This window comes from Micromonospora sp. NPDC048935 (assembly GCF_043197875.1).
Taxonomy (GTDB): domain Bacteria; phylum Actinomycetota; class Actinomycetes; order Mycobacteriales; family Micromonosporaceae; genus Micromonospora.
In genome coordinates, this window is record NZ_JBICTZ010000002.1 from 806,894 (window position 1) to 827,970 (window position 21,077).

Here is a 21,077-nt window from a genome sequence, read left to right on the forward strand (position 1 = left end):
CCTCGGGGCCGCCCCCCCCCCCGGGTTGGGGGGGGTGTGGCCGGGCCCCCCCCGCCCCTCTTAGCCGCGGTGGGGGGGGGGGGGGGGGGGGGGCCCCCCCGCCGCCACCACCGCGAGCAGAGTCAGGTCGGGCGCGGTCCGTCCGCCGATTCGGTGGTACGCAGCCAGACCGCCGTGTCCGACGGCAGCAACCCGTCGTCGAGCGGCCCGCTGGCGAGCAGCAGCTCCCCCTCGGCCGGCATCGGCACCGGCGCGCCGGAGAGGTTGACCACGCAGGTGAAGCCGCCGCCACGGCTGAACGCGAGCACCCCGTCCGGGGCGGGCAGCCAGGTCAGCTCGCCGTCACCGAGCGCCGGGTCGGCCTTCCGGGCCTGGATCGCCGCCCGGTACAGCTCCAGCATCGAGGCCGGGTCGCCGGACTGCGCGCTGGCCGTCCGGTCCTTCCAGTCGGCCGGCTGGGGCAGCCAGGGCGTCGCGGCACCGGCCGGACTGAACTCGAACGGTGGCTCGTCACCAGCCCACGGCAGGGGTACGCGGCAGCCGTCCCGGCCCGGGTCGATCCGGCCGGACCGTTCCCACATGGGGTCCTGGCGCAGCGCGTACGGAATGTCCTCGACCTCGTAGAGGCCCAACTCCTCGCCCTGGTAGACGTAGGCGGCGCCGGGCAGCGACAGCGAGAGCAGCGCGGCGGCGCGGGCCCGCCGGGTGCCCAGCTCCAGGTCGGTGGGAGTCCCCTCGCGCTTGGCCGCGAAGCTGAACCGGGTGTCGGCCCGACCGTAGCGGGTGACGTGCCGGGTGACGTCGTGGTTGGAGAGCACCCAGGTGGCCGGCGCGTTCACCGGCGCGTGCGCGCTCAGCGTCCCGTCGATGCTCTCGCGCAACGCCGAGGCGTCCCACGCACAGCCGAGGAAGTCGAAGTTGAAGGCGGCGTGCAGCTCGTCCGGGCGCAGGTAGTTGGCGAACCGCTGCCGGTCCGGCAGCCACACCTCACCGATCAGCGCCCGGTCGGCGTACTCGTCGGCGACCCGACGCCAGCCCCGGTAGATCTCGTGCACCCCGTCGAGGTCGTGGAACGGGTGTGGCTGGTCCGGGTGCACCTCGGGCAGCGTCCCGTCCTTGACCAGCAGCCCGGCCGAGTCGATCCGGATGCCGTCCACGCCCCGGTCGAACCAGAACCGCAGGATGTCCTCGAATTCCGCCCGCACCCGCGGGTGGTCCCAGTTGAAGTCCGGCTGCTGCGGGGCGAACAGGTGCAGGTACCAGTCGCCGGGGGTGCCGTCCGGGTTGGTGGTGCGGGTCCAGGTCTCGCCGCCGAACTCGCCGATCCAGTCGGTGGGCCGCTGGTCGCCGTTCGGGCCCCGGCCCGGCCGGAACCAGAACAGGTCCCGTTCCGGCGCGCCGGGCCCGCCGGCGAGCGCCGCCTGGAACCAGGGGTGCGCGTCGGAGCAGTGGTTCGGCACCACGTCGACGATGCTCCGGATGCCCAGCGCGTGTGCCTCGGCGATCAGCGCCTCCGCCTCGGCCAGGCTGCCGAAGACCGGGTCGATGTCGCGGTAGTCGGACACGTCGTAGCCGGCGTCGGCCATCGGCGAGGGATACCAGGGACTGAACCAGATCGCGTCGACGCCGAGCGCGGACAGGTGGTTCAGCCGGGACCGGATGCCGGCGATGTCACCGATGCCGTCGCCGTTACCGTCGGCGAAGCTCCGGGGATACACCTGGTAGATCACGGCTCCACGCCACCACGGACTTCTGTCAGCTGTGGACACGAGCACCTGCTTTCTGCGTCAGTACGTCGGCGGGTCAGCCGGACCTGGATATGTGTCGGGCGAACTGTCGTTGTTCGCCGCGCGGGAGGATGCGCTGGTGGCTATCCCTTGATGCTGCCCGTGGTGAGACCGGACATGATGTTCCGCTGGAAGATCAGGAAGACGATAACTGTCGGAATCGCGGCGATGACCGACGCGGCGATCACCACGTTCATGGGCGTGCCACCCGCGAAGGAGTAGATGCCGACGCTGACCGTCCGGGTCTCCGGCGAGGGCATGACCAGCTTCGGCCAGAGGAAGTCCTTCCAGACCGCCGTCATGGCCAGAATCGCGACGACGCCGAGAATCGGGCGGGACATCGGCAGGATGATCGACCAGAGCGTACGCAGTGGCGTCGCCCCGTCCACCAGGGCGGCGGCCATCAACTCCTCCGGAATCGAGTCGAAGAAACGCTTCAACAGGAAGATGTTGAATGCGTTCGCCACCAGCGGCAGCCAGATCGCGAACGGCGAGTCCAGCAGGTTGATGTGCACGATCGGCAGGTCGATCACCGTCACGTACTGCGGGACGATGAGGACCATCGCCGGAATCATCAGCGTCCCCAGCATCAGCGCGAGGATCACGTTGCCGAAGATCGGCCTCAGCTTGGACAACGAGTACGCGGCGGCCGCGTCCAGGACGAGTTGGAACAGCACCGCGCCGATCGCGTAGTAGAACGTGTTGAACAGCAGCTTGGCGAGTTCCAGGTTGTTCCAGGCGTCGATGTAGTTCTGCGGCTGGGGGTCCTCGGGGAACAGCGTCGGTGGGGTCTGCGCGATCTCCTGGCCCGACTTCAGCGCGCCGGTCACCATCCAGTAGAGCGGGCCGAGGAAGACGAGCGTGAACCCCGCCACGACGACCACCAGCAGCGTCCAGTAGATGACCCTGCCGCGCCCCCGGCTGAGCTGGGCGTGGGAGATGAGGGTCCGGGTGCCGGATTCCTGTGCCATTCCTCGCCGTCCTAGTCCTGTTTCGCACTCAGCCGCAGGTACACGGCGGAGAAGCCGGCCAGCACCACGAGCATGATCACGCCCAGTGCGGCGGCACCGTTGAGGTCGTTCTGGAAGAACCCGTGCTGGTAGATCAGGTACGCCACGGTGGTCGCGGAGTCCTCGGCACCCGCGCCGTTGGCGAGGATCAGCGGCTCGATGAAGAGCTGCATCGTGGCGACGATCTGGATCATCGCCAGGAGCGCGAGGATCAGCCGGGTCTGCGGGATCGTCACGTGCCGGATGCGCTTCCAGATCCCCGCGCCGTCCAGCTCGGCCGCCTCGTACAGCTCGCCCGGGATGCTCTGCAACGACGCCAGGTAGATGAGCACCGCGCCGCCCATGTTCATCCAGGTCGACGCGATCACCATGGCCGGCATCGTCATCTCCGGCGACTGCATCCACTGCGAGGTGGGCAGGTGCAGCGCCTTCAGGATCGCGTTGAAGAGCCCGGCCTCACTGGGGTCGTACGCGTAGAACTTGAAGAGGTACAGCGCCGAGGCCGGCGGCAGCATCACCGGCAGGTAGACCAGGATCCGCAGGTAACCCTTGGCGTGCCGGAACTCGTTGAGCAGGACCGCCACGAAGAACGGCACCGCGTACCCGAGGACGAGGGCGAGCGCGGTGAAGTAGAGCGTGTTCTGCCAGGCCGGCCAGAAGCTCGGGTCGGCGAGGAGACGGGAGTAGTTGTCCCAACCCACCCAGGTGGTCTCGCCGCGCCGGGTCCGCTGGAAGCTCATGACGATGCCGCGGACCATCGGGTACCAGGAGAAGACGACGAAGCAGAGCACCGCGCCGATCAGGAACGCGTGCCCGGTGAGGTTGTCCCGTACCTTGCGGCCGAGGCTGGTGCGCTGCGGCCCTGCCGAGTACGGCGACGGCGGGCGGCCCGGTTTCCTGGGGGTCTCCGGGACTGTGGTGATCGTCAAGGCAACTCCTGGGTGAGTCGGTGACGTCGACGATGTGGCGCGGAAGGTGTGGGGGCCGGTTCGGCGCCCGGCCCCCACACGAACTGTCAGCTCTCCGCTGCGAGGAGCTGGTTGACCTTCTCCTCGGCGGTCTTGAGTAGCGCGTCGATGTTCGCGTTCGGGTTGGTCAGCACACCGGACATCGCGGCGTCGAGCACCGCGTAGACCGCCTGCGCGTTGCGCGGCTCACCCTTGATCGGCACCGGGGTGGCCTCGAAGAGCGCGAAGTTCGCCGTGTCGACGTTCGCGTTCGCCTTGCGCAGCTCCAGCTCCTGCTTCTGTGCCTCGCTGCCGTTGGCGAAGAGCAGCGGCTGGGGCAGACCCACCGGGTAGTTCTGCGGCTTGGCCCGGACGTAGTCGAACTGACCCTTGCCCGGCGTCAGCTTCTGGTACGCGATCCACTTCATGCCGGCCTTGACCTGCTCGGGGGTCAGGTCCTTCTTGAAGAAGTAGCCCTCGCCGCCACCGAGCGTCCCCTTCGCCGGGCCGTCCTGGCCGGGCAGTGGGCTCATCGCCCAGTCCTGGAACTTGCCCTGGAACTGGCTGACGATCGCCTGGGTGGCGTCCGGCGCGCCGATGAACATGCCCACCTTGCCCGCGCCGGCGTTCGTCAGCAGGTCGCCCCACTGGAGCAGCTGACGGGAGCCCATGCTGTTGTCGCCGTACCGCATGTCCTTGATGTTCTGCAGGACCTGCTTGCCCTGGGCGTTGTTGAAGTCGGCCTTCTTGCCGTCCTCGGTCAGCATGCGGCCACCCTGCGAGTAGAGCAGGGAGGTGAAGTGCCAGCCACCGGTGTTGCCGGCGCTGTACTCCGAGTAGCCCGCGACGCCGTTGCCGAGCGCGGAGATCTTCTTGGCGGCGGCCCGGACGTCGGCCCACGTCTTCGGCGGGTTGTTGGCGTCGAGCCCGGCCTGCTGGAACAGGACCTTGTTGTAGACCAGACCCATCGAGTAGTTCTTCACCGGTACGGCGTAGAGCTTGCCGCCGTCGGTGAAGACCTCCTTCAGCGCCGGGTCGACGCTGTCCCAGGTGGAGATGTTGTCCTTGTTGGCGTACTGGGTGATGTCCATCGCCTGGCCCGAGTCCAGCACCTGCTGAAGGTCGGTCATGTAGCCGTAGAACACGTCGGTCACGGTGCCGCCGGCGAGGCGCGCGGTGAAGTCCGGCGGGTTGTTGCACTGCTCGCCGACGCTGACGCTCTTGATGACGATGTCCGGGTTCTGCCGCTGGAACTCGGCGACGTCGTCGTTCCAGTTCTTCAGCAGCTCTTTCTGGGCGCCGACCGGCTGGCAGTCGACCGTGATGGTGACCTTGCCGCCGGCGGTCGTGTCCTTGTCGTCGCTCTTCGTGGAGCACGCCGTGAGGCTGAGCCCCAGGCCGGCCACGAGCGCGACCGCCGCAGCCTTTCGGTATTGCGGTACGGACATCTGTCCATCCCTTCGGGAACGGGTGACTCCAATGACCTTCGCTGATCTGCGGTGATACGACCTGACGCCCAGTAGCTGCGTCGGAGCCAGGTGTGAGTGGAGTCACTGTAGCGAGGAGGACTCATTTCGGCAAGGTATCGACCCTGTTCCGAAAGGACACGACGTGATTACGGCAGATGTTTGCAAAGCCGTGAAAGCAGACCTGCTTGTTGGCTTTTGACCCCTTATGGCGGGTCATTCGGCAAGGTCGATGCCGGTCCTGCTGAGCAACGACGAAAACGGCCGCCGACCGCATGAGCGGTCGACGGCCGAGGCGTCGTGTGGAGCGGGCCCTGCCTACCCGGGGCGCGGGCCCAGCAACCCGGGGCGCGGGCCCAGCAACCCGGGGCGCGGGCCCAGCAACCCGGGGCGCGGGCCCAGCAACCCGGGGCGCGGGCCCGGCGACCCGGGGCGGGCTTAGCGACCCGGGGCGGGAGCGGTCGAGCCGCGCACCACCAACTCGGGCTCGAACAGCAACTCGTCGTGCAGCACGCCGGCACCTTCGATCTGGGTGACCAGCAGATCCACGGCAGCCTGCCCCATCGTCTCGATCGGCTGGCGCACCGTCGTCAACGGCGGGTCGGTGCACGTCATGAACGCGGAGTCGTCGAAGCCCACCACCGACACGTCGGCCGGCACCGAGCGACCCAACCGCCGGGCCGCACGGATCGTGCCCAACGCCAGGACGTCGCTGGCGCAGATGATGCCTGTGACGCCCCGCTCGACAAGCTTCGTCGCGGCGACCCGCGCACCCTCCATCGAGAAGCTGGAACGCTCGACGCACTCGGTGTCGGCCGCACCCCAGCCGGCGGCCCGGATCATCGCGTCCAACTTGCGGCGGGACGGCACGTGCCCCTCCGGGCCGAGCACCATCCCGATCCGTTCGTGCCCGAGCGAGCGCAGGTGCCCGTACGCCTGCTCCACCGCGACCGCGTCGTCGGTGGACACCCGGGGGAAGCCCAACTCGTCGACGCCCGCGTTGACGAGCACCACGGGCAGGCCCCGGTCGGTCAGGCGACGGTAGTGGTCGTGCCGGGCGTCGGCGAGCGCGTACGAGCCACCGGCGAAGATCACCCCGGAGACCTGGTGGTCGAGGAGCATCTCCACGTAGTCCATCTCGGACACGCCCCCGATGGTCCGGGCGCACAGAGCCGGGGTGTAACCACGCTGGGCGAGGGTCCCGGTGACGACCTCGGCCAGCGCCGGGAAGATCGGGTTCTGCAATTCGGGCAGCACCAGCCCGACCAGCCGGGCGCGTTCGCCACGCAGCTTGGTCGGCCGCTCGTAACCGAGCACGTCGAGTGCGGTCAGCACGGCGGTGCGGGTCGCCTCGGAGACCCCGTCCCGGCCGTTGAGCACCCGGCTGACGGTGGCCTCGCTGACGCCTGCCTTCTTGGCAACTTCAGTCAACCGCTTGGTCACAGCCGCAATCGTACGTCACCGCAATGAAAGAAATGAACAACAAAATGCCGGACCTTTGTCGGCCAGCTGCCGCATTCTTCCCATCCGGCCCCATTCCGGCGCGCAACACCGGGGCTTCGGGGCGGCGCCCGCGCTCCATCGACACCAGGTCGCGCCGTCCCCGTCTTGATCGACTCGGCTTTCAGGATGCCGCGGTGTCGAGAGGCTCTCGACACCGCGACTTTCATGAAGTCGAGTGGATCACCCGCTGACGGCCCGGCGCGGCGCGGCCCGACGCGGCGTGGGCGGTCAGGACAGGTCGTGCAGCGCGGCCTCGATGGCCCGGTGGAAGGTCGGGTACGCGTAGATCATGTGGCGGAGCTGACTCAGCGGCACCGCCGCGTGCACCGCCACCACAAGCGCGGAGAGCACCTCGCCGCCGGCCGGGCCGACCGACGTCGCGCCGATCAGCACGCCCTGGTCGGCATCCGCGACGAGCTTGATGAACCCGTCGTCGCCGACCTGGTGGATCCAACCCCGGGTGGAGCTGCCGAGCTTCGTGAAGCCGACCTGCACGTTGATGCCGCGTTCGCGGGCCTGCCGCTCGGTGAGCCCGACCGCGCCCACCTCAGGATCGGTGAAGGTGACCCGGGGCAGCGCACGGTAGTCGGCTCGCGGGACGGTGCCGGCCGACCCGCTCGACCCGCTGGCGGCCAGTGAGCTGGACGCCCCCATCGCGCCACCGACCACGCTGGACGTGCCGCTGGCGTCTGCCCCCGCCTTCGTCTGCCGGGCGAGGGCCAGGATGTCCGCGATCACGATCCCCGCCTGGTACATGGCGATGTGGGTGAAGGCGCCCTCGCCGGTCAGGTCGCCGACCGCCCAGACCTGGTCGGTGACGTGCAACCGGTCGTCGACCGGCAGGAAACGCTGCTCGGCGTCCACGCCGATCGTGTCCAACCCCAGCTCTTCCAGGTGGGCCTTGCGCCCGGTCACCACCAGCAGCCGGTCGGCGGTGAACTCCTCCCCGCCGCCACCGCGCAGGACGAACCGGGTGCCGTCGTGGTCGACCCGCTCGGCGCGTACCCCGGTGTGGATCTCCACGCCGTCGGCGCGCAGCGCCGCGGCGGCGACGTCGGACGCCTCCGGCTCCTCGACGGCCAGCACCCGGTCAAGGGCCTCCACCACGGTGACCCGCACTCCGAAACGGGCGAAGACCTGGGCGAGTTCCAGGCCGATCGCGCCGCCGCCGAGCACCAGCAGCGACTCCGGCAGTTGGTCGGCCTCGATCGCCTGGTGGTTGGTCCAGTACGGGGTGTCGGCCAGGCCGTCGATCGGCGGCACCGACGGACGGGTGCCGGTGCCCAACACGACCCCGTAGCGGGCCTGGAAAACCTGGTCACCGACCCGGACCCGGGCCGGGCCGTCGAAGCGGCCACTGCCGCGCACGAGCCGGCCGCCCTTGCCGGTGAACCGCTCCGCCGCGACCGTGTCGTCCCAGGTGTCGGTGGCCTCCTCGCGGATCCGCTTGGCCACGGGTGCCCAGTCGGGCCGGACCTGCGCCGTCCCGGCCAGCCCGTCGACCCGGCGGGCCTCGGCGAGCGCGTTGGCGGCTCTGATCATCATCTTGCTCGGGATGCAGCCCCAGTACGGGCACTCCCCGCCCACCAGGTCCCGTTCGATGCCGACGACGCTCAGGCCGGCCTCGGCGAGTCGCCCGGCGACCTCCTCGCCGCCGACCCCGAGCCCCACCACGACCACATCCACCAGCTCCGGCTCTGCCACCGCAACAGCATCCCCCAGCGACACCACCGCGACCACCGGGGCCCGGAAGAAAAGTCGACACGCTCACCCGTACCGGCCCTTTACGGTGGCGAAGTGCACACACGCTTCGCTGCGGTCCGGGACTGCTTCCACGACCTGCTCACCTCCGGCCGGGAGACCGGCGCCGCCCTGGTCGTCTGGTACGACGGTCAGCCGGTCGTCGACCTGGTCGGCGGGACCCGGGCCGTCGGCGAGGCGTGGCGGCCGGACACGCTCGTCAACGTCTACTCGGTCGGCAAGCCGGTGGCCGCGCTCTGCCTGCTGATGCTCGTCGACCGGGGGCATGTCGATCTCGACGCGCCCGTCGACAGGTACTGGCCGGAGTTCCGCACCCCCGCCACCGTGCGCCAGGTGTTGTCGCACACCGCGGGGTTGCCGGCCTTTCCGGTGCCCCGTCCCGCCACCGCGGTCGCCGACTGGGCACTGCTCGCCGGCGACCTGGCCGCCGCCGACCCCGAGTGGTCGCCGGGCTCGGTGGCCGGCGAGCACGCCTGGACGTACGGGCACCTGGTGGGCGAGTTGGTCCGTCGCGTCGACGGGCGCTCGGTGGGCCGGTTCCTGGCCGAGGAGATCGCCGACCGGTGGCAGCTCGACCTGGCGTTCGGGCTGACCGAGGCGGACCAGCGGCGCTGCGCCGACCTGCGCTACGGCGACCCGGGGTGGCCGACCCGGGCGCTCGGCGAGCCGGGCTCACTGCGGGCGCGCGCGATGGGCAACCCGGCCGGTGGGCAGGACCTCGCCGTGTTGAACAGCCCGCTGTGGCGGGCTGCCGAGATGCCGGCGGTCAATCTGCACGCCACCGCACACGGCCTGGGCCGGCTCTACACCGGCCTGCTGGCCGGCGGTGTCCTGGAGGGGGTTCGGCTGTTCAGCGCCGAACTGGTGGCGGAGGCGACCCGGGTCCAGTACGACGGGCCGGACCTGGTGCTGGACCGCCCGGTCCGCTGGACGCTGGGTATGCAGTGGGAGCCGGACGGCAGTTGGGGCATGGGCGGCCTCGGCGGCAGCAGCGCCTGGGCCGATCCGGAGCGCGGTTACACCTTCGCGTACGCGACGGCGCACCTGGCCCAGCACGACCGGGTGGACGAGCTGGTCGAGGTGTTGCACTCCTGCCTCTGATCAGCGCAGCCAGACGGGGTCGGTGCCGAGCACCGAGAGCGGCGGTGGATAGTCGGGCGCCTCGGGCAGTTTCCACGGTTGGTGGATCGCCCTGCCCCGCACTCCCGCCAGCTCCGGCACCCACCGGCGCACGTAGTCGCCGGCCGGGTCGTACCGTTCGGCCTGCCGGACGGGGTTGAACCCCCGGTACGGCTTGGTGTCGTTGCCGGTGCCGGCGACCCACTGCCAGTTGCCGGAGTTGTTGGCCACGTCCCCGTCCAGCAGCCAACGGAAGAAGACTCCGACGCCGCCCCGCCAGTCCTGCCCGAGCGACTTGGTCAGGTAGCCGGCGGTGATCAGCCGGGCCCGGTTGTGCATCCAGCCCTGCGTCCGTAGCTGCCGCATGCCGGCGTCGACGATCGGCACCCCGGTCCGCCCCTCGGCCCAGGCCGCCAACGCGTCGTCGTCGTAGCGCCACTGCTCGGTGGCGCCCCGCCGGTACGCCACGGTCGAGATCTCCGGAAAGGCGGCGGTGACCTGGTAGTAGAAGTCCCGCCAGCAGATCTGCCGGACGAACGGCCCGGACCGGTCGTCGGCGCGGTTGGCCACCGCCAGCGGCGACACACAACCGAAGCGCAGGTACGGGCTGAGTCGGGAGGTGTCGTCGCCGGCCATGTCGTCGTGCTGGTCGGCGTACCGGTCCAGGTCCGGCAGCCAGTCGGTGAGCCGCTGCCGGGCGACCCGCTCGCCGCCGACCGCCGCGTCCGGCGACTCCCCGGCCGGCGGCTTCGGCAGACTGCCCACGCGGACACCGCCGGGCAGCGTCACCCGGCGCGGCGGGGCCAACTCCTCGCGCCACCGGCTGGCCGCCCAGGCCCGATGGTAGGGGCTGAACACGCGGTAGTGGTCGCCGCCGCCACCGGGCCGCAGGGCACCCGGCTCGACCACGGTCAGCCCGGGAAACAGTCGCAGGTGCAGCCGGTGCCGCTCGCACTCGGCGCGTAGTCGCCGCTCCCGCCGCCGGGCGTAGTGGCTGACGTCGGCGGAGAGGGCGACGGCCGTGGCGCCGACCTCGTCGGCCAGCCGGATCGTCTCGGCCACCGGGTCACCGTGGCGTACCACCAGGTCGCCGCCCCGCTCGCACAGCTCGGCGCGCAGGTCGGCGAGCGCCTGGTGCAGGAACCGGGTGCGGTTGGCCGACCGGTCGGCCAACTCCGGGTCGAGCACGTACAGCGGGACCACCCGGTCGAAGGCCGCGCAGGTGGTGGCCAGCGCCGGGTGGTCGTGCACCCGCAGGTCGCGGGTGAGGAGCACGATCGCGGTGCCAGCGGTCACCGGGTCTCCGGATCGACAGTCGGCCCCGGGATGGTGACCGGCGTACCGGTCGAGGTGAGCAGTGCCCGTCCGACCACCGTCATCCGTCGCCGCTGCGGCACCACAGCGCGCCGGACGAAGACGTCGTAGTCCTGCGCGGCGACCTCGTCGAGGATGCCGCCGTAGAGGGCGTACGCGGTGCGCATGCACGCCTGCGAGGCCGGGGCCAGCATGGTGATGCCCGGTGCTGCGGCGGCGTAGTGCGCCTGGGCGCGGGTCACCTCGTACTCGATCAGCTCACGGGTGCGGGGTGTGCCGCGGCCCCTGGTGCGGGCGTCGAGCAGCTCGTCGCGGGTCACCCCGAACTTCGCCAGGTCCTCGTCGGGCAGGTAGGTGCGGCCCCGGTCGAGATCCTCCGCGACGTCCCGGATGAAGTTGGTGAGTTGGAAGGCGAACCCGAGCTGCCGGGCCGGCTCCCGCGCCGCCGCCGGGTCGGAGCTGCCCAGGATCGGCAACATCATCGTGCCGATGACCGCCGCCGAGCCCTCCATGTAGTCGAGCAGGTGGTCATAGGTCGGGTACGACGTGACGGTCAGATCCATCGCCATGCTCTTCAGAAACGACGCAAAGTCGTCCCGGTCGAGATCGAAGACCGCGATCGTGTGCAGCACGGCCGGCAGCAGCGGGTCGTCGACGGGCGCACCGCGCAGACCAGCCACGAACCGGCTGGCCCAGTCGTCCAGGCGGGCGGCCCGCTCGGCCGGCGGCAGGTCCTCGGTGCGATCGACGATCTCGTCCGCGTACCTGGTGAACCCGTAGAGGGCGTGCACATGCCGCCGTTTCCATGCGGGCAGCAGTCGGGTGGCGAGATAGTAGGTGCGGCCGTGACGTTTGTGCAGCTCACGACACCTGTCGTAGGCAGCGGTGAGATCCGTGTCCACCGGCCCTCCTCATTTATCGACGCACCAATCGACGCAACTCGCAGCCTAGGGTACGCTCAGCCGCATGGCCAACGACGCGGTTGCGGGCAATGCGACCCGTGTGGTGGCGGCAGCCCCGGTCGACCGGGACGACCCGGTCGGTGCCGTTCTGGCCGCGTACACCCATGAGCTGGTCGCGGCCGTCGACGAGACCCTGACCACCTTCCTCGCCGCCGAGGTCGACTCCCTCGCCCAGATCGACGCGTCGATGGGCGGCTTCGCCGCCTCCGCGCGGGAGGCCGTGCTTGTCGGCGGCAAGCGGATCCGGCCGACGTTCGCCTACTGGGGCTGGCGCGGGGCGATCGGCGGCGGCGAGGCACTGCCGCCCGTGCTGCCCGCGCTGGCCGCGCTGGAGTTGCTGCACACCTTCGCCCTGGTGCACGACGACGTGATGGACTCCTCCACCACCCGTCGCGGCCGGCCCACCGCACACGTCGCGCTCGCCCAGCAGCACATCGCGGCAGGCCACCGCGGTGATCCCGGGCGGTTCGGCGAGGCCGTCGCCGTCCTCATCGGCGACCTCTGCATGGTCTGGGCCGACCGGTTGCTGGCGCACGCCACGGTGCCACCGGCCCGCCTGTTCGAGGTTCGCCGCTGCTACGACCAGATGCGGGTGGAGACGGTCGCCGGGCAGTATCTGGACGTGCTCGGCGAGAACGACCCGGCCAACTGGTCGGTCGACCGGGCGCTGCGGGTGGCCCGCTACAAGACCGCCAGCTACACCGTCCAACGACCACTGCTCTTCGGCGCCTGCCTGGCCGGGGTGCCCGCCGACGACCCACTGGTCTCCGCGTACACCCGCTATGGCCTGGCCGTCGGCGAGGCCTTCCAGCTCCGCGACGACCTGCTCGGCGTCTACGGTGATCCGGCCGCCACCGGCAAGCCGGCCGGTGACGACCTTCGCGCCGGCAAACCGACCACGCTGTTCATGCTGGCTCGGGAGTTGGCCACGCCGGCGCAACTGCGGGCGTTGGAGCGGCCCGGTGACACACCTGTCGACCGGCTCGCCGAGCTGGTGGCCGAGACCGGCGCGGTGGCCCGGGTGGAGCGGATGATCGCCGAGCGGGTGAGCGACGCGCTTGCCGCGCTCGACGCCGCACCCGTCGACCGCACCGCGCGGACCGCGCTGACCGGGCTGGCCACCGCCGCGACCAACCGGCGGGCCTGATGAGCGATTCTCTCGAGGAGGTGGTCACGTGCGGACGGTGACAGGACGGACGGACCGGGTGGTGGTCGTCGGGGCCGGCCTGGGCGGGCTCGCCTGCGCGCTGCACCTGGCCGGCACCGGGCGACAGGTCACCGTGCTGGAACGCGAGCCGGTGCCCGGCGGGCGAGCGGGGCGGCTCGCCGTGGACGGCTACGAGTTCGACACCGGCCCGACGGTGCTCACCATGCCCGACCTGATCGCCGAGGCCCTCGGCGCGGTCGGCGAGGAGCTGCACGACTGGCTCGACCTGACCCCCCTCGATCCGGCCTACCGGGCCTACTACCCGGACGGTTCGACGCTGGACGTGCTGACCGACACCACCCGGATGGCGGCCGAGATCTCCCGCGTCTGCGGGCCCCGCGAGGCCGACGGTTACCTGCGCTTCGTCGACTACGCGCGGGAGCTGTGGCGGCTGGAGCGGGCCGACTTCATCGAGCGCAACCTGGACGCGCCGACCGACCTGATCACCGGCAACCTGCTCAGGCTGCTCACCGGCGGAGCCTTCCGACGTCTCCAGACGAAGATCAACCAATTCTTCCGCGACCCACGCACCCAGCGGATCTTCTCCTTCCAGGCGATGTACGCCGGCCTCGCACCGCACGACGCCCTCGCCATCTACGCGGTCATCGCGTACCTCGACTCGGTGGCCGGGGTCTACTTCCCGCGCGGCGGCATCCACGCGGTCTCCAAGGCCATGGCGGGCGCCGCCGAGAAGCACGGCGTGCAGATCCGGTACGACACGACGGTGACTCGGGTGGAGACGGCGAACGGCCGTGCCACAGGTGTGCTCACCGCCGACGGCGAACTGGTGCAGGCGGATGTCGTGGTGCTCAACCCCGACCTGCCTGTCGCCTACCGGGACCTGCTCCCGGCCGCTCCGGCACGACGCCTCACCTACTCCCCGTCCTGCGTCGTTCTGCACGTCGGTTCCCGACAGGCATATGAAAAGATCGCGCATCACAACATCCATTTCGGACGCGCGTGGAAGGGCACCTTCGATGAGGTCATCCGGCGGGGCGAGCTGATGACCGACCCGTCACTGTTGGTGACCAACCCGAGCCGGACCGACCCGTCGGTCGCCCCGCCCGACCGGCACACCTACTACGTGCTCGCCCCGGTGCCCAACCTGCACCGGGCGCCGTTCGAGTGGCGCGGCGACCTGACCCGGCGCTACAGCGACCAACTGATCGGCACCCTGGAGGAGCGCGGCTACGTCGGCTTCGGTGCCGGGGTCGAGGTGCTGCGGGCGATCACCCCCGCCGAGTGGGAGGAGCAGGGGATGGCCGCCGGCACCCCCTTCGCCGCCGCGCACACCCTCTTCCAGACCGGCCCGTTCCGCCCGTCGAACCTGCACCGCGACCTGCCGAACGTGGTCTTCGTCGGCTCCGGCACCCAACCCGGGGTGGGTGTGCCGATGGTGCTCATCTCCGGCAAGCTCGCCGCCGGCCGGATCAGTGGGGAAGGTCGATGAGCAGCCGCGAGGAGCACCTGGTCGAGTTGGTCGACGACGCCGGCACGGCCCACGGCGAGATGACCGTCGCCGCCGCACACCAACCGCCGGGGCACCTGCACCGGGCCTTCTCGGTGCTGCTTGTCGACCCGGACGGCCAGGTGCTGCTCCAACGCCGGGCCGCCGTCAAGACCCGCTTCCCGCTGCGCTGGGCCAACTCCTGCTGCGGCCACCCCCGCCCAGGCGAGTCCCTCGCCGAGGCGGCCAACCGGCGACTACGCGAGGAGTTGGGCACGGGCCCGGTCGAGCTGACCGAGGTCGGCGTCTACGTCTACTACGCCGAGGACCCGGCCACCGGCCGGGTCGAATTCGAGTACGACCACGTACTGCGGGGTGATTTCCTGCCCACGGCCCCGCTCCTGCCGGACCCGGACGAGGTCGCCGAGTTGCGCTGGGCTGACCCCACCGCGCTCGAAGCCGAGCTGGACCTCGACCCTCGGTCGTACGCGCCCTGGCTGGGCGGGGTGGTGAACCGGCTACTGCACCCCTCGGACGCCACGTCGGGCGCCGACGATCCGGCCGTGACCCCGTCCGGATCGTCGGCGGATGACACGGCGGAGCGGTCGGGTGGTCGATGAGGCGCTGAGCGCGGGGGCTGTCGCACGCCGGCTGGGGGTCGCGGTGACGACCCTGCGCACCTGGCACCAGCGCTACGGGCTCGGGCCCAGCGAACACATTCCCGGCCACCACCGCCGGTACACGCCCAAGGACCTGGCCCGCCTCGAAATCATGCGCCGGCTCACCGCCGAGGGGGTGAGCCCCGCCGAGGCCGCCCGCTGGGCCCGCCAGGCACCCGATCCGACGTCCACCGACACCGCCGCCCCCACTCGGGTCCACCGGCCAGGCCGGGACGGCGGTGGAACCATCCCGGTGGGCCGCGCCGGCCCGGCAGCCCGCGGGTTGGCCCGGGCCGCCATGCGGCTGGACGCGGCGGCGGTCAGCGAGACGATCGCGCACTCCCTGGCCGCCGACGGAGTCGTCGCCACCTGGGAGGCCCTGCTGCGCCCGGTCCTCATTGGCATCGGCGAACGCCACGCCGCCACCGCCGGCCTGATCGAGGTGGAACATCTGGTGTCCCGCTGCGTCTCGGAGGCCCTCGCGGCGGCCAGTCGGGCCAAGGTTCCCACCGGGCCGGCCCGCATCCTGCTCTCCTGCGCCGACGAGGAGCAGCACACCCTGCCGCTGGAGGCGTTGGCCGCCGCGCTCGCGGAGGCCGGGGTCAGCTACCGGGCGCTCGGCGCCCGAGTGCCGGTCGCCGCCCTCATCGAGGCGGTCAACCGGACCGGACCGGCCGCCGTGGTGCTCTGGTCGCACACCCGGGCCACCGCCGACCCGGCCCAACTCGGCGCGCTCCTCGCGGCACCCCGCCGCCCGTTGCTGGTGCTCGCCGCCGGGCCGGGCTGGCGAGCCGACACGCTGCCCGCCGGGGTGGTGCGGCCGATCGATCTGGCCGAGGCCGTCTCGCTCGCCGTCGCGGTCCGTGACTCGCTGGACCAGTCGAGGCGCGACTGACCGCACTGTCGCCCGTTTGCGGCGTGAACTACCGTCGGAGGCTCCGCCTACCCCGACCCCTCCGGGAGCCAGCAGATGCAAGCCCGCGCCGCCCTGGCGTCCGTCCTCGCCATGGCGCTGGTCTTGTCCGGGTGTGCCCAGCCGGACCGCACCATCACCCGCGCCGGCGCACCGCAACCGGTGCGATCGGCCACACCCACCCCGACCTCGCACCCCACCGTCGCCAAGCCGCCCAAGCCTCCGCTGCGCCCCCTGCCGGCCAAGCTCCCCGCCGGCCTGCGGCGCACCACCGGCGCGCGCCCGGTGGTGTTGACCTTCGACGACGGACCCAACCCGGCCTGGACGCCCAAGGTGCTCGACCAACTGCGGGCCGCCAAGGTGACGGCCACCTTCTGTGTCGTCGGTCGCGAGGTGCAGCGTCACCCGGAGTTGGTCCGCCGGATCGTCCGCGAGGGCCATCAGCTCTGCAACCACAGTTGGCGGCACGACCTCGACCTGGCCCGGCGACCGGTCGCCGAGATCAGGGCCGACCTGGACCGCACCAACCGGGCCATCCAGGCGGCGGCCCCCGGGGCGAAGGTGTCCTACTACCGGCAACCGGGCGGCCGGTGGACGTCGGAGGTGCTGGGGGTAGCGAAGGATCTCGGCATGCGCCCCCTGCACTGGTCGGTCGACCCGCAGGACTGGGACAAGCCGAGCGCCGCCACGATCGGCAAGCGAATCCACGCCGCCGCCGGCCCCGGTGCCATCGTGCTGCTGCACGACGGGGGCGGCAATCGCGCCGCGACGCTCGCCGCCTGCCCTCAGGTGATCGCCGACCTGAAGCATCGCTTCGGCATCGCCCGACTCAACTAGGGCCTGTTTTACCGCCTTAGACCTGCGGTTATGCCCCGATCCCCGGCCACCCGGATACCGATTTTGTCCACCGACCTGGCATCACGTATGCTTTCCAAGCCTCCGGCGGGGCCGGATGGGAGCAAGTCCGCTTGAAGTTGCCAATGTGCAATGATGGCGGGGCCGCCCTCATCGTCTAGCGGCCCAGGACGCCGCCCTTTCAAGGCGGTAGCACGGGTTCGAATCCCGTTGGGGGCACGACCGGCGCAAGCCGGAGCAACACAAGCTAGGTCCTGTGGAGCAGTTGGAGTGCTCGCCGCCCTGTCAAGGCGGAGGTCGCGGGTTCAAGTCCCGTCAGGACCGCAGCGCTGACGCCGCGCCTCGCGCGGCGTTCTGCGTATCGGAGCATGTCGCCCTTGGCGCCGGTTCGTCCGGTTGCCGGGTAATATGGGCCGAGCAGTACGGCCAGGTAGCTCAGTTGGTACGAGCGTCCGACTGAAAATCGGAAGGTCGGCGGTTCGACCCCGCCCCTGGCCACATAGCCTTTCGCCGGGCTACAGAGGTCCCCACCAGCGGAAACGCAGGTGGGGATCTTGCTGTTACGGCGTCTTTTCACCGACGACTTCGGCCCACCGGCATGTGATCCACTCCACTTCCTGCAAGTCGGGGCATCCGGGAGTGCGGGATGCCCCGACTTTGCCAAAACCGAGTCGATCACGGGTCGGTGGCCGGGCTGGGCAAGAGCTGGTGGCGGTTCCGGCTGTGCGGACTGTGCGGCTGCGCGGCTGTCAGCCGTCGCGGCCCTGCTGGCGGTGCTGCGCCATGCCGCTCTGGATCGCCTCCCAGACGCTGCGTCCGGCCTGGCGCAGTGTCTCCCCCGCCTGCTCGGCGAACTGGGCCGCGCTCTGCGCTGCGGCCTGCGCCCCACCCAGGGGACCGCCGCCGCCGTCACCATCTCCGGACGCGCTCGGGCCCGGGGCGGGCGATTGATCGGGTCGGTTACGAGGTTGCCCGGTCGTCGACCCCGCCGGGCCCCCGGTGCCCCAAGCCGCCCCGGCCGACCGCTGCCCTCCGCCCGGGCCTGCGGGCCGCCGCTCGTCGCCCGGGCCCGCCGATCGCTGCCCACCGTCCGGGCCAGCCGATCGCCGCTCGTCGCCCGGGCCTGCGGGCCGCTGCCCGTCGCCCGGCCCTGCGGGTCGTTGCCCTTCGGGGTGGTGCCGCTCCCCGTGTCGCCGGCCTGCCGGGTGACGGCCCTGCGTTCCACCGGACTCCGGTCGTACCTGTTCCCCCGGCCCAGGGCCACCGGCCCGATACCCGGGTCCCCCCGCGCTGGGTCCCGGGCCACCAGCGTGAGGCGTAGGGCCTCCAGCAGGCGGCCCCGAGCCAGGCCGAACCGAGCCAGAACGCTCAGAGCCGAAACGCTCAGAGCCAGAACGCTCAGAGCCAGAACGCTCAGAGCCAGAACGCTCAGAGCCAGAACGCTCAGAGCCAGAACGCTCAGAGCCGGAACGATCGTCTGGCCGATCGGCACCCGGTCGATCAGGGTCCGACCGGCCGGCACCCGGTCGATCGGAGCCCGCTCGGCCCGGTTCGGCGACGGCACCGACCGCGCCCACCTGCTGGCCCGGCCCGTCGAGTAAGCCGGCGGGGCGGCGCGCTCCGACCGCCGTGGCCCCGGGAGCCGGCTGTGGTGCGCCGCGGTGCACGTCGTCGAGTGCGGTGACAGCCGTCCGAGCGAGCGCCTCGATGATCTGCGGATTGTGGTCGAGCGTGTCGAGTGCCCGCCCGAGGATCCTGGTCAGCTGCTCCAAGCGCACCCGCAGCTCTGCCTCGGCGTGCACCCCGTCGATGTCCAACTCGGCGCTGCTCAGGTGCACCCGTACGCCGGCGTCGACCTGGATCAGGTTGGCCACCCGGGCCCGCAGCGACAGGTCGGCGTCCAGTCCGTCGACCGCCAGCCGGATCGAGTCGACGGAGACCCTCGGAATGTCGAGCAGGACATCCGGGTCCCCCTGGCTCGGCTCTCGCTGCTGCGCGCGCTCGCTCATGCTCTCCCACCCGCCTGCACACACCGGCCCGGTCGTCCGGGCCGTTCGGCGCGGGTACCCGCTTTCCGGCGGAGCATCCCGTCCGTGACTGATCAGCCACCCCTTGTCCAAAACCGGCGAAACACGAAGCTGCACACGCGGGCATCAGCCGGTATGGTCCGGGCCTATGGGACAGGAAAAGACTGATCCGGCCGACATCCGGCAGGACGGCGACCGGTTCTCCTTACGGTGCAGCCTCCACGTCCCGGGCTCCGCCGAGCACGCGTTCGTGGTCTTCACCGACGAGCTGACCGACTGGTGGGTCACCGAGTACACCTGGTCCGGCCCGGACGCCCTCGCCGAGCTGGGCATGGAGCCACGGGCTGGCGGGATGCTCTACGAGATCGGCCCGTACGGCTTCCGCTCCGACTGGGGTCGGGTGCTCACCTGGGACCCACCGCGCCGGCTGGTGTTCGTGTGGCAGATCGGCCCCGACCGTGCGCCGGTGCCAGACCCGGCCCGCGCGAGCGAGGTCGAGGTGTTGTTCCACTCCGAGGGGCCGGAGCGCACCCGGGTCGAGCTGGAGCACCGGCACTTCGACAGGCACGGCGAGGCAGCCGAGGGATACCGCGAGGCGCTCACCGCCGGCTGGCACGAGCTGCTCACCCGCTACGTCGCGACGGTGTCACGCCACCAGCCCACCACCCCCGCCTGACCGTCACCGGCACCCGACCCCCGGAAGCCGAACCACCGCCCGCGCCCCCACACCACTGTCGGAGGCCGAACCGGCACTCGAACGCCGGAGGCCGAACCGGCACACTGCCGCCGCAGGGCCGAACGGCGCGCGCTCGTCAGTGGCCGAGTTGCCGTGCCGGGACGGTGTCGGCACCAAGGTCGCGACCGCCCAGATGCGCGTGGCGGCCGGCCTCCGCCCCGGACCCGAAGCCGGTGCCGCCCAGCCTGCGTGGCGGCGCGGTGCGCAGCCGCGGGTATTCCTCGGTGAGCCGCCGCTGCACCCGGTCCGACCGGTCGGCCAGCACCAGCGCCACCGACGGGGCCCCCGACTCGCTGGCCGCCGCCGTCTCCGCCGCCCAGAGCCGACCCCCGATCACCTCCGCGAAACCGGCCAACCAGGACCGGCGGAAGGCAGCGGGATGGTCGTCTGCGGGCACCTCGGTGGCGGCCAGGCCGTGCGCCGCCTGCACGAGCAGTGAGGTGAAGAGCAGGTCGACCCGTTCCAGGTCGCTGGCGAAGCCGAACAGGTGCAACGTGAAGCCGTTGCCCTGCCGGCGGCGTACGCAGCGGCAGCGCAGTGGTTCGGCGACCGCGGCGAGCAGACCGACCTTGTCGCGGGCGTACGGGGCGACGATCTCCAGGACCCGGTCGCCGACCGGGTCGGTGGTCGGGTCACGGACGGCGAGCAGCGCCCTGTCCACGCCGTAGCGGGCGATCAACTCGGTCGCCTTGGCAGTGAACGCCTCCGCCTCGGCGGGTGTGCAGGCTGGGTCCTCAGCCTGGGCGAGCAGCTTGCGTACCTTGCTCAGCATCGCCTCGGACATGGCTACAGAGCTATCACACCGGTCGGACACCACCGGGACCGCGTGACGATCGCGTGCTGGGTGACCCGCCGGGTCGCGGCGGACGTCGCGGCCCGGCTGCGGATCACTCGGCGCGGCTGCGCAGGGTGGCGATCGTCGAGCCGGCGAGGGTGAGGAGGCAGGCCGGGAGCAGCCCGTCGGCCGCCGCAGCACCGAACAGCGCCTCACCTGTCGGTTCGTCGCGATTGGCGTACGCGCTGACGAAGCGGGCCACCCAGCGGGTGTCGTAGTCGGCCTGGTCGATTCCCGGGAAGTCGAGCGCCGCTCCGCTGGCTGCTGGCGCGTCACCGACCATCGTCGCGGCCAGGCACCAGGCCACCCCGTACGCACCGCTGAGGCCGTCTCGGTCGACGACCGCGTCGAATGCTCCCACCACGGCGTCCCCATCTCCGGTCAGCGCCGAGTGGAGCACGGCGGTCGCGTCGTCGAACGTCTGCTGTGGTAGGTCCGTCACGCAGCGCACAGTAGGACGGGCGGTCAAGTGACTCGAAGACCGGTGACTGTCCGTGTTCAACGCGAGCTACCTGCGCATTACGCCACC

At 71.3% G+C, this 21,077-nt stretch carries 17 protein-coding genes and 3 tRNA genes; 10 read left to right on the forward strand and 10 right to left on the reverse strand.

The genetic code is table 11. From position 1 onward, the window contains the following. Nucleotides 1–122 precede the first annotated feature (122 nt). The 6 genes from ACGFIW_RS10060 to ACGFIW_RS10085 all read right to left on the reverse strand — a co-directional run bounded on the left by ACGFIW_RS10060 (nucleotide 123) and on the right by ACGFIW_RS10085 (nucleotide 8,417). Complete coding sequence (locus tag ACGFIW_RS10060) at nucleotides 123–1,730, reverse strand: glycoside hydrolase family 13 protein (protein ID WP_393312543.1); 1,608 nt, start codon at nucleotides 1,728–1,730, stop codon at nucleotides 123–125. Between the two features lie 140 nt (nucleotides 1,731–1,870). Further along, a complete protein-coding gene (locus ACGFIW_RS10065) occupies nucleotides 1,871–2,758 on the reverse strand; it encodes a carbohydrate ABC transporter permease (protein WP_393312545.1) in 888 nt (295 codons plus the stop codon). Nucleotides 2,759–2,769: 11 nt separating this feature from the next. Next, nucleotides 2,770–3,726 (reverse strand): carbohydrate ABC transporter permease, encoded by a 957-nt coding sequence (locus ACGFIW_RS10070; protein WP_393312547.1) that lies wholly within the window; start codon nucleotides 3,724–3,726, stop codon nucleotides 2,770–2,772. A gap of 86 nt (nucleotides 3,727–3,812) precedes the next feature. Next, entirely contained in the window at nucleotides 3,813–5,192 is a 1,380-nt protein-coding gene (locus tag ACGFIW_RS10075; RefSeq protein ID WP_393312549.1) for an ABC transporter substrate-binding protein, read from the reverse strand. A 456-nt stretch (nucleotides 5,193–5,648) separates the two neighbouring features. After that, nucleotides 5,649–6,653, reverse strand: a complete 1,005-nt coding sequence (locus ACGFIW_RS10080) for a LacI family DNA-binding transcriptional regulator (protein ID WP_393312551.1) — start codon at nucleotides 6,651–6,653, stop codon at nucleotides 5,649–5,651. 288 nt (nucleotides 6,654–6,941) lie between these two features. Continuing rightward, nucleotides 6,942–8,417: a dihydrolipoyl dehydrogenase family protein gene (locus tag ACGFIW_RS10085; RefSeq protein ID WP_393312553.1), complete on the reverse strand. Its 1,476-nt coding sequence runs from the start codon at nucleotides 8,415–8,417 to the stop codon at nucleotides 6,942–6,944. A gap of 93 nt (nucleotides 8,418–8,510) precedes the next feature. On the opposite strand from ACGFIW_RS10085, the gene ACGFIW_RS10090 reads away from it, so the two are divergent. Beyond that, a complete protein-coding gene (locus ACGFIW_RS10090; protein WP_393312555.1) occupies nucleotides 8,511–9,575 on the forward strand; it encodes a serine hydrolase domain-containing protein in 1,065 nt (354 codons plus the stop codon). Here ACGFIW_RS10090 and ACGFIW_RS10095 read toward each other — a convergent pair whose 3' ends face one another. After that, the gene (locus ACGFIW_RS10095) at nucleotides 9,576–10,889 is read right to left on the reverse strand and encodes a cryptochrome/photolyase family protein (protein WP_393312557.1); all 1,314 of its coding nucleotides are present in this window, start codon (nucleotides 10,887–10,889) and stop codon (nucleotides 9,576–9,578) included. Continuing rightward, nucleotides 10,886–11,809, reverse strand: a complete 924-nt coding sequence (locus ACGFIW_RS10100; RefSeq protein WP_393312559.1) for a phytoene/squalene synthase family protein — start codon at nucleotides 11,807–11,809, stop codon at nucleotides 10,886–10,888. Before ACGFIW_RS10100 ends, ACGFIW_RS10095 begins: the two co-directional genes overlap by 4 nt. Before the next feature lie 64 nt (nucleotides 11,810–11,873). Between ACGFIW_RS10100 and ACGFIW_RS10105 the strand changes: the two genes are divergently transcribed. From ACGFIW_RS10105 to ACGFIW_RS10145, 9 genes are all read left to right on the forward strand, one after another. After that, on the forward strand, nucleotides 11,874–13,016 hold the full coding sequence (locus tag ACGFIW_RS10105; RefSeq protein ID WP_393312561.1) for a polyprenyl synthetase family protein: 1,143 nt from the start codon (nucleotides 11,874–11,876) through the stop codon (nucleotides 13,014–13,016). A 28-nt stretch (nucleotides 13,017–13,044) separates the two neighbouring features. Continuing rightward, nucleotides 13,045–14,526 carry a phytoene desaturase family protein gene (gene crtI, locus ACGFIW_RS10110; protein ID WP_393312563.1) on the forward strand — a complete coding sequence of 494 codons (1,482 nt, stop codon included), beginning with the start codon at nucleotides 13,045–13,047 and terminating at the stop codon, nucleotides 14,524–14,526. Continuing rightward, a complete protein-coding gene (idi, locus tag ACGFIW_RS10115) occupies nucleotides 14,523–15,143 on the forward strand; it encodes an isopentenyl-diphosphate Delta-isomerase (protein WP_393312565.1) in 621 nt (206 codons plus the stop codon). The genes crtI and idi overlap by 4 nt, the downstream gene beginning before the upstream one ends. Further along, on the forward strand, nucleotides 15,133–16,077 hold the full coding sequence (locus ACGFIW_RS10120; RefSeq protein ID WP_393312798.1) for a MerR family transcriptional regulator: 945 nt from the start codon (nucleotides 15,133–15,135) through the stop codon (nucleotides 16,075–16,077). The genes idi and ACGFIW_RS10120 overlap by 11 nt, the downstream gene beginning before the upstream one ends. A 75-nt stretch (nucleotides 16,078–16,152) precedes the next feature. Beyond that, complete coding sequence (locus ACGFIW_RS10125; protein ID WP_393312567.1) at nucleotides 16,153–16,932, forward strand: polysaccharide deacetylase family protein; 780 nt, start codon at nucleotides 16,153–16,155, stop codon at nucleotides 16,930–16,932. Nucleotides 16,933–17,096: 164 nt separating this feature from the next. Beyond that, nucleotides 17,097–17,169: transfer RNA gene (locus tag ACGFIW_RS10130), tRNA-Glu, on the forward strand. A gap of 31 nt (nucleotides 17,170–17,200) precedes the next feature. Next, a tRNA-Asp gene (locus ACGFIW_RS10135) sits at nucleotides 17,201–17,274 on the forward strand. Between the two features lie 100 nt (nucleotides 17,275–17,374). Then, a tRNA-Phe gene (locus ACGFIW_RS10140) sits at nucleotides 17,375–17,448 on the forward strand. Nucleotides 17,449–19,125: 1,677 nt separating this feature from the next. Continuing rightward, entirely contained in the window at nucleotides 19,126–19,653 is a 528-nt protein-coding gene (locus ACGFIW_RS10145) for an SRPBCC family protein (protein WP_393312569.1), read from the forward strand. 136 nt (nucleotides 19,654–19,789) lie between these two features. Here the strand turns inward: ACGFIW_RS10145 and ACGFIW_RS10150 are convergent, their stop codons facing one another. Together ACGFIW_RS10150 and ACGFIW_RS10155 are read right to left on the reverse strand one after the other, a co-directional pair. Further along, nucleotides 19,790–20,497: a DUF2786 domain-containing protein gene (locus tag ACGFIW_RS10150; protein ID WP_393312571.1), complete on the reverse strand. Its 708-nt coding sequence runs from the start codon at nucleotides 20,495–20,497 to the stop codon at nucleotides 19,790–19,792. Nucleotides 20,498–20,600: 103 nt separating this feature from the next. After that, complete coding sequence (locus ACGFIW_RS10155) at nucleotides 20,601–20,990, reverse strand: hypothetical protein (RefSeq protein ID WP_393312573.1); 390 nt, start codon at nucleotides 20,988–20,990, stop codon at nucleotides 20,601–20,603. Between the last annotated feature and the right edge of the window lie 87 nt (nucleotides 20,991–21,077).

Bases quoted from the DNA above. Each gene is read 5' to 3' on its own strand.
- idi (WP_393312565.1), top strand. From the start codon at position 14,523: ATGAGCAGCCGCGAGGAGCACCTGGTCGAGTTGGTCGACGACGCCGGC.
- ACGFIW_RS10125 (WP_393312567.1), top strand. From the start codon at position 16,153: ATGCAAGCCCGCGCCGCCCTGGCGTCCGTCCTCGCCATGGCGCTGGTC.
- ACGFIW_RS10105 (WP_393312561.1), top strand. From the start codon at position 11,874: ATGGCCAACGACGCGGTTGCGGGCAATGCGACCCGTGTGGTGGCGGCA.
- ACGFIW_RS10150 (WP_393312571.1), bottom strand. From the start codon at position 20,497: ATGTCCGAGGCGATGCTGAGCAAGGTACGCAAGCTGCTCGCCCAGGCT.
- ACGFIW_RS10075 (WP_393312549.1), bottom strand. From the start codon at position 5,192: ATGTCCGTACCGCAATACCGAAAGGCTGCGGCGGTCGCGCTCGTGGCC.
- ACGFIW_RS10145 (WP_393312569.1), top strand. From the start codon at position 19,126: ATGGGACAGGAAAAGACTGATCCGGCCGACATCCGGCAGGACGGCGAC.
- ACGFIW_RS10065 (WP_393312545.1), bottom strand. From the start codon at position 2,758: ATGGCACAGGAATCCGGCACCCGGACCCTCATCTCCCACGCCCAGCTC.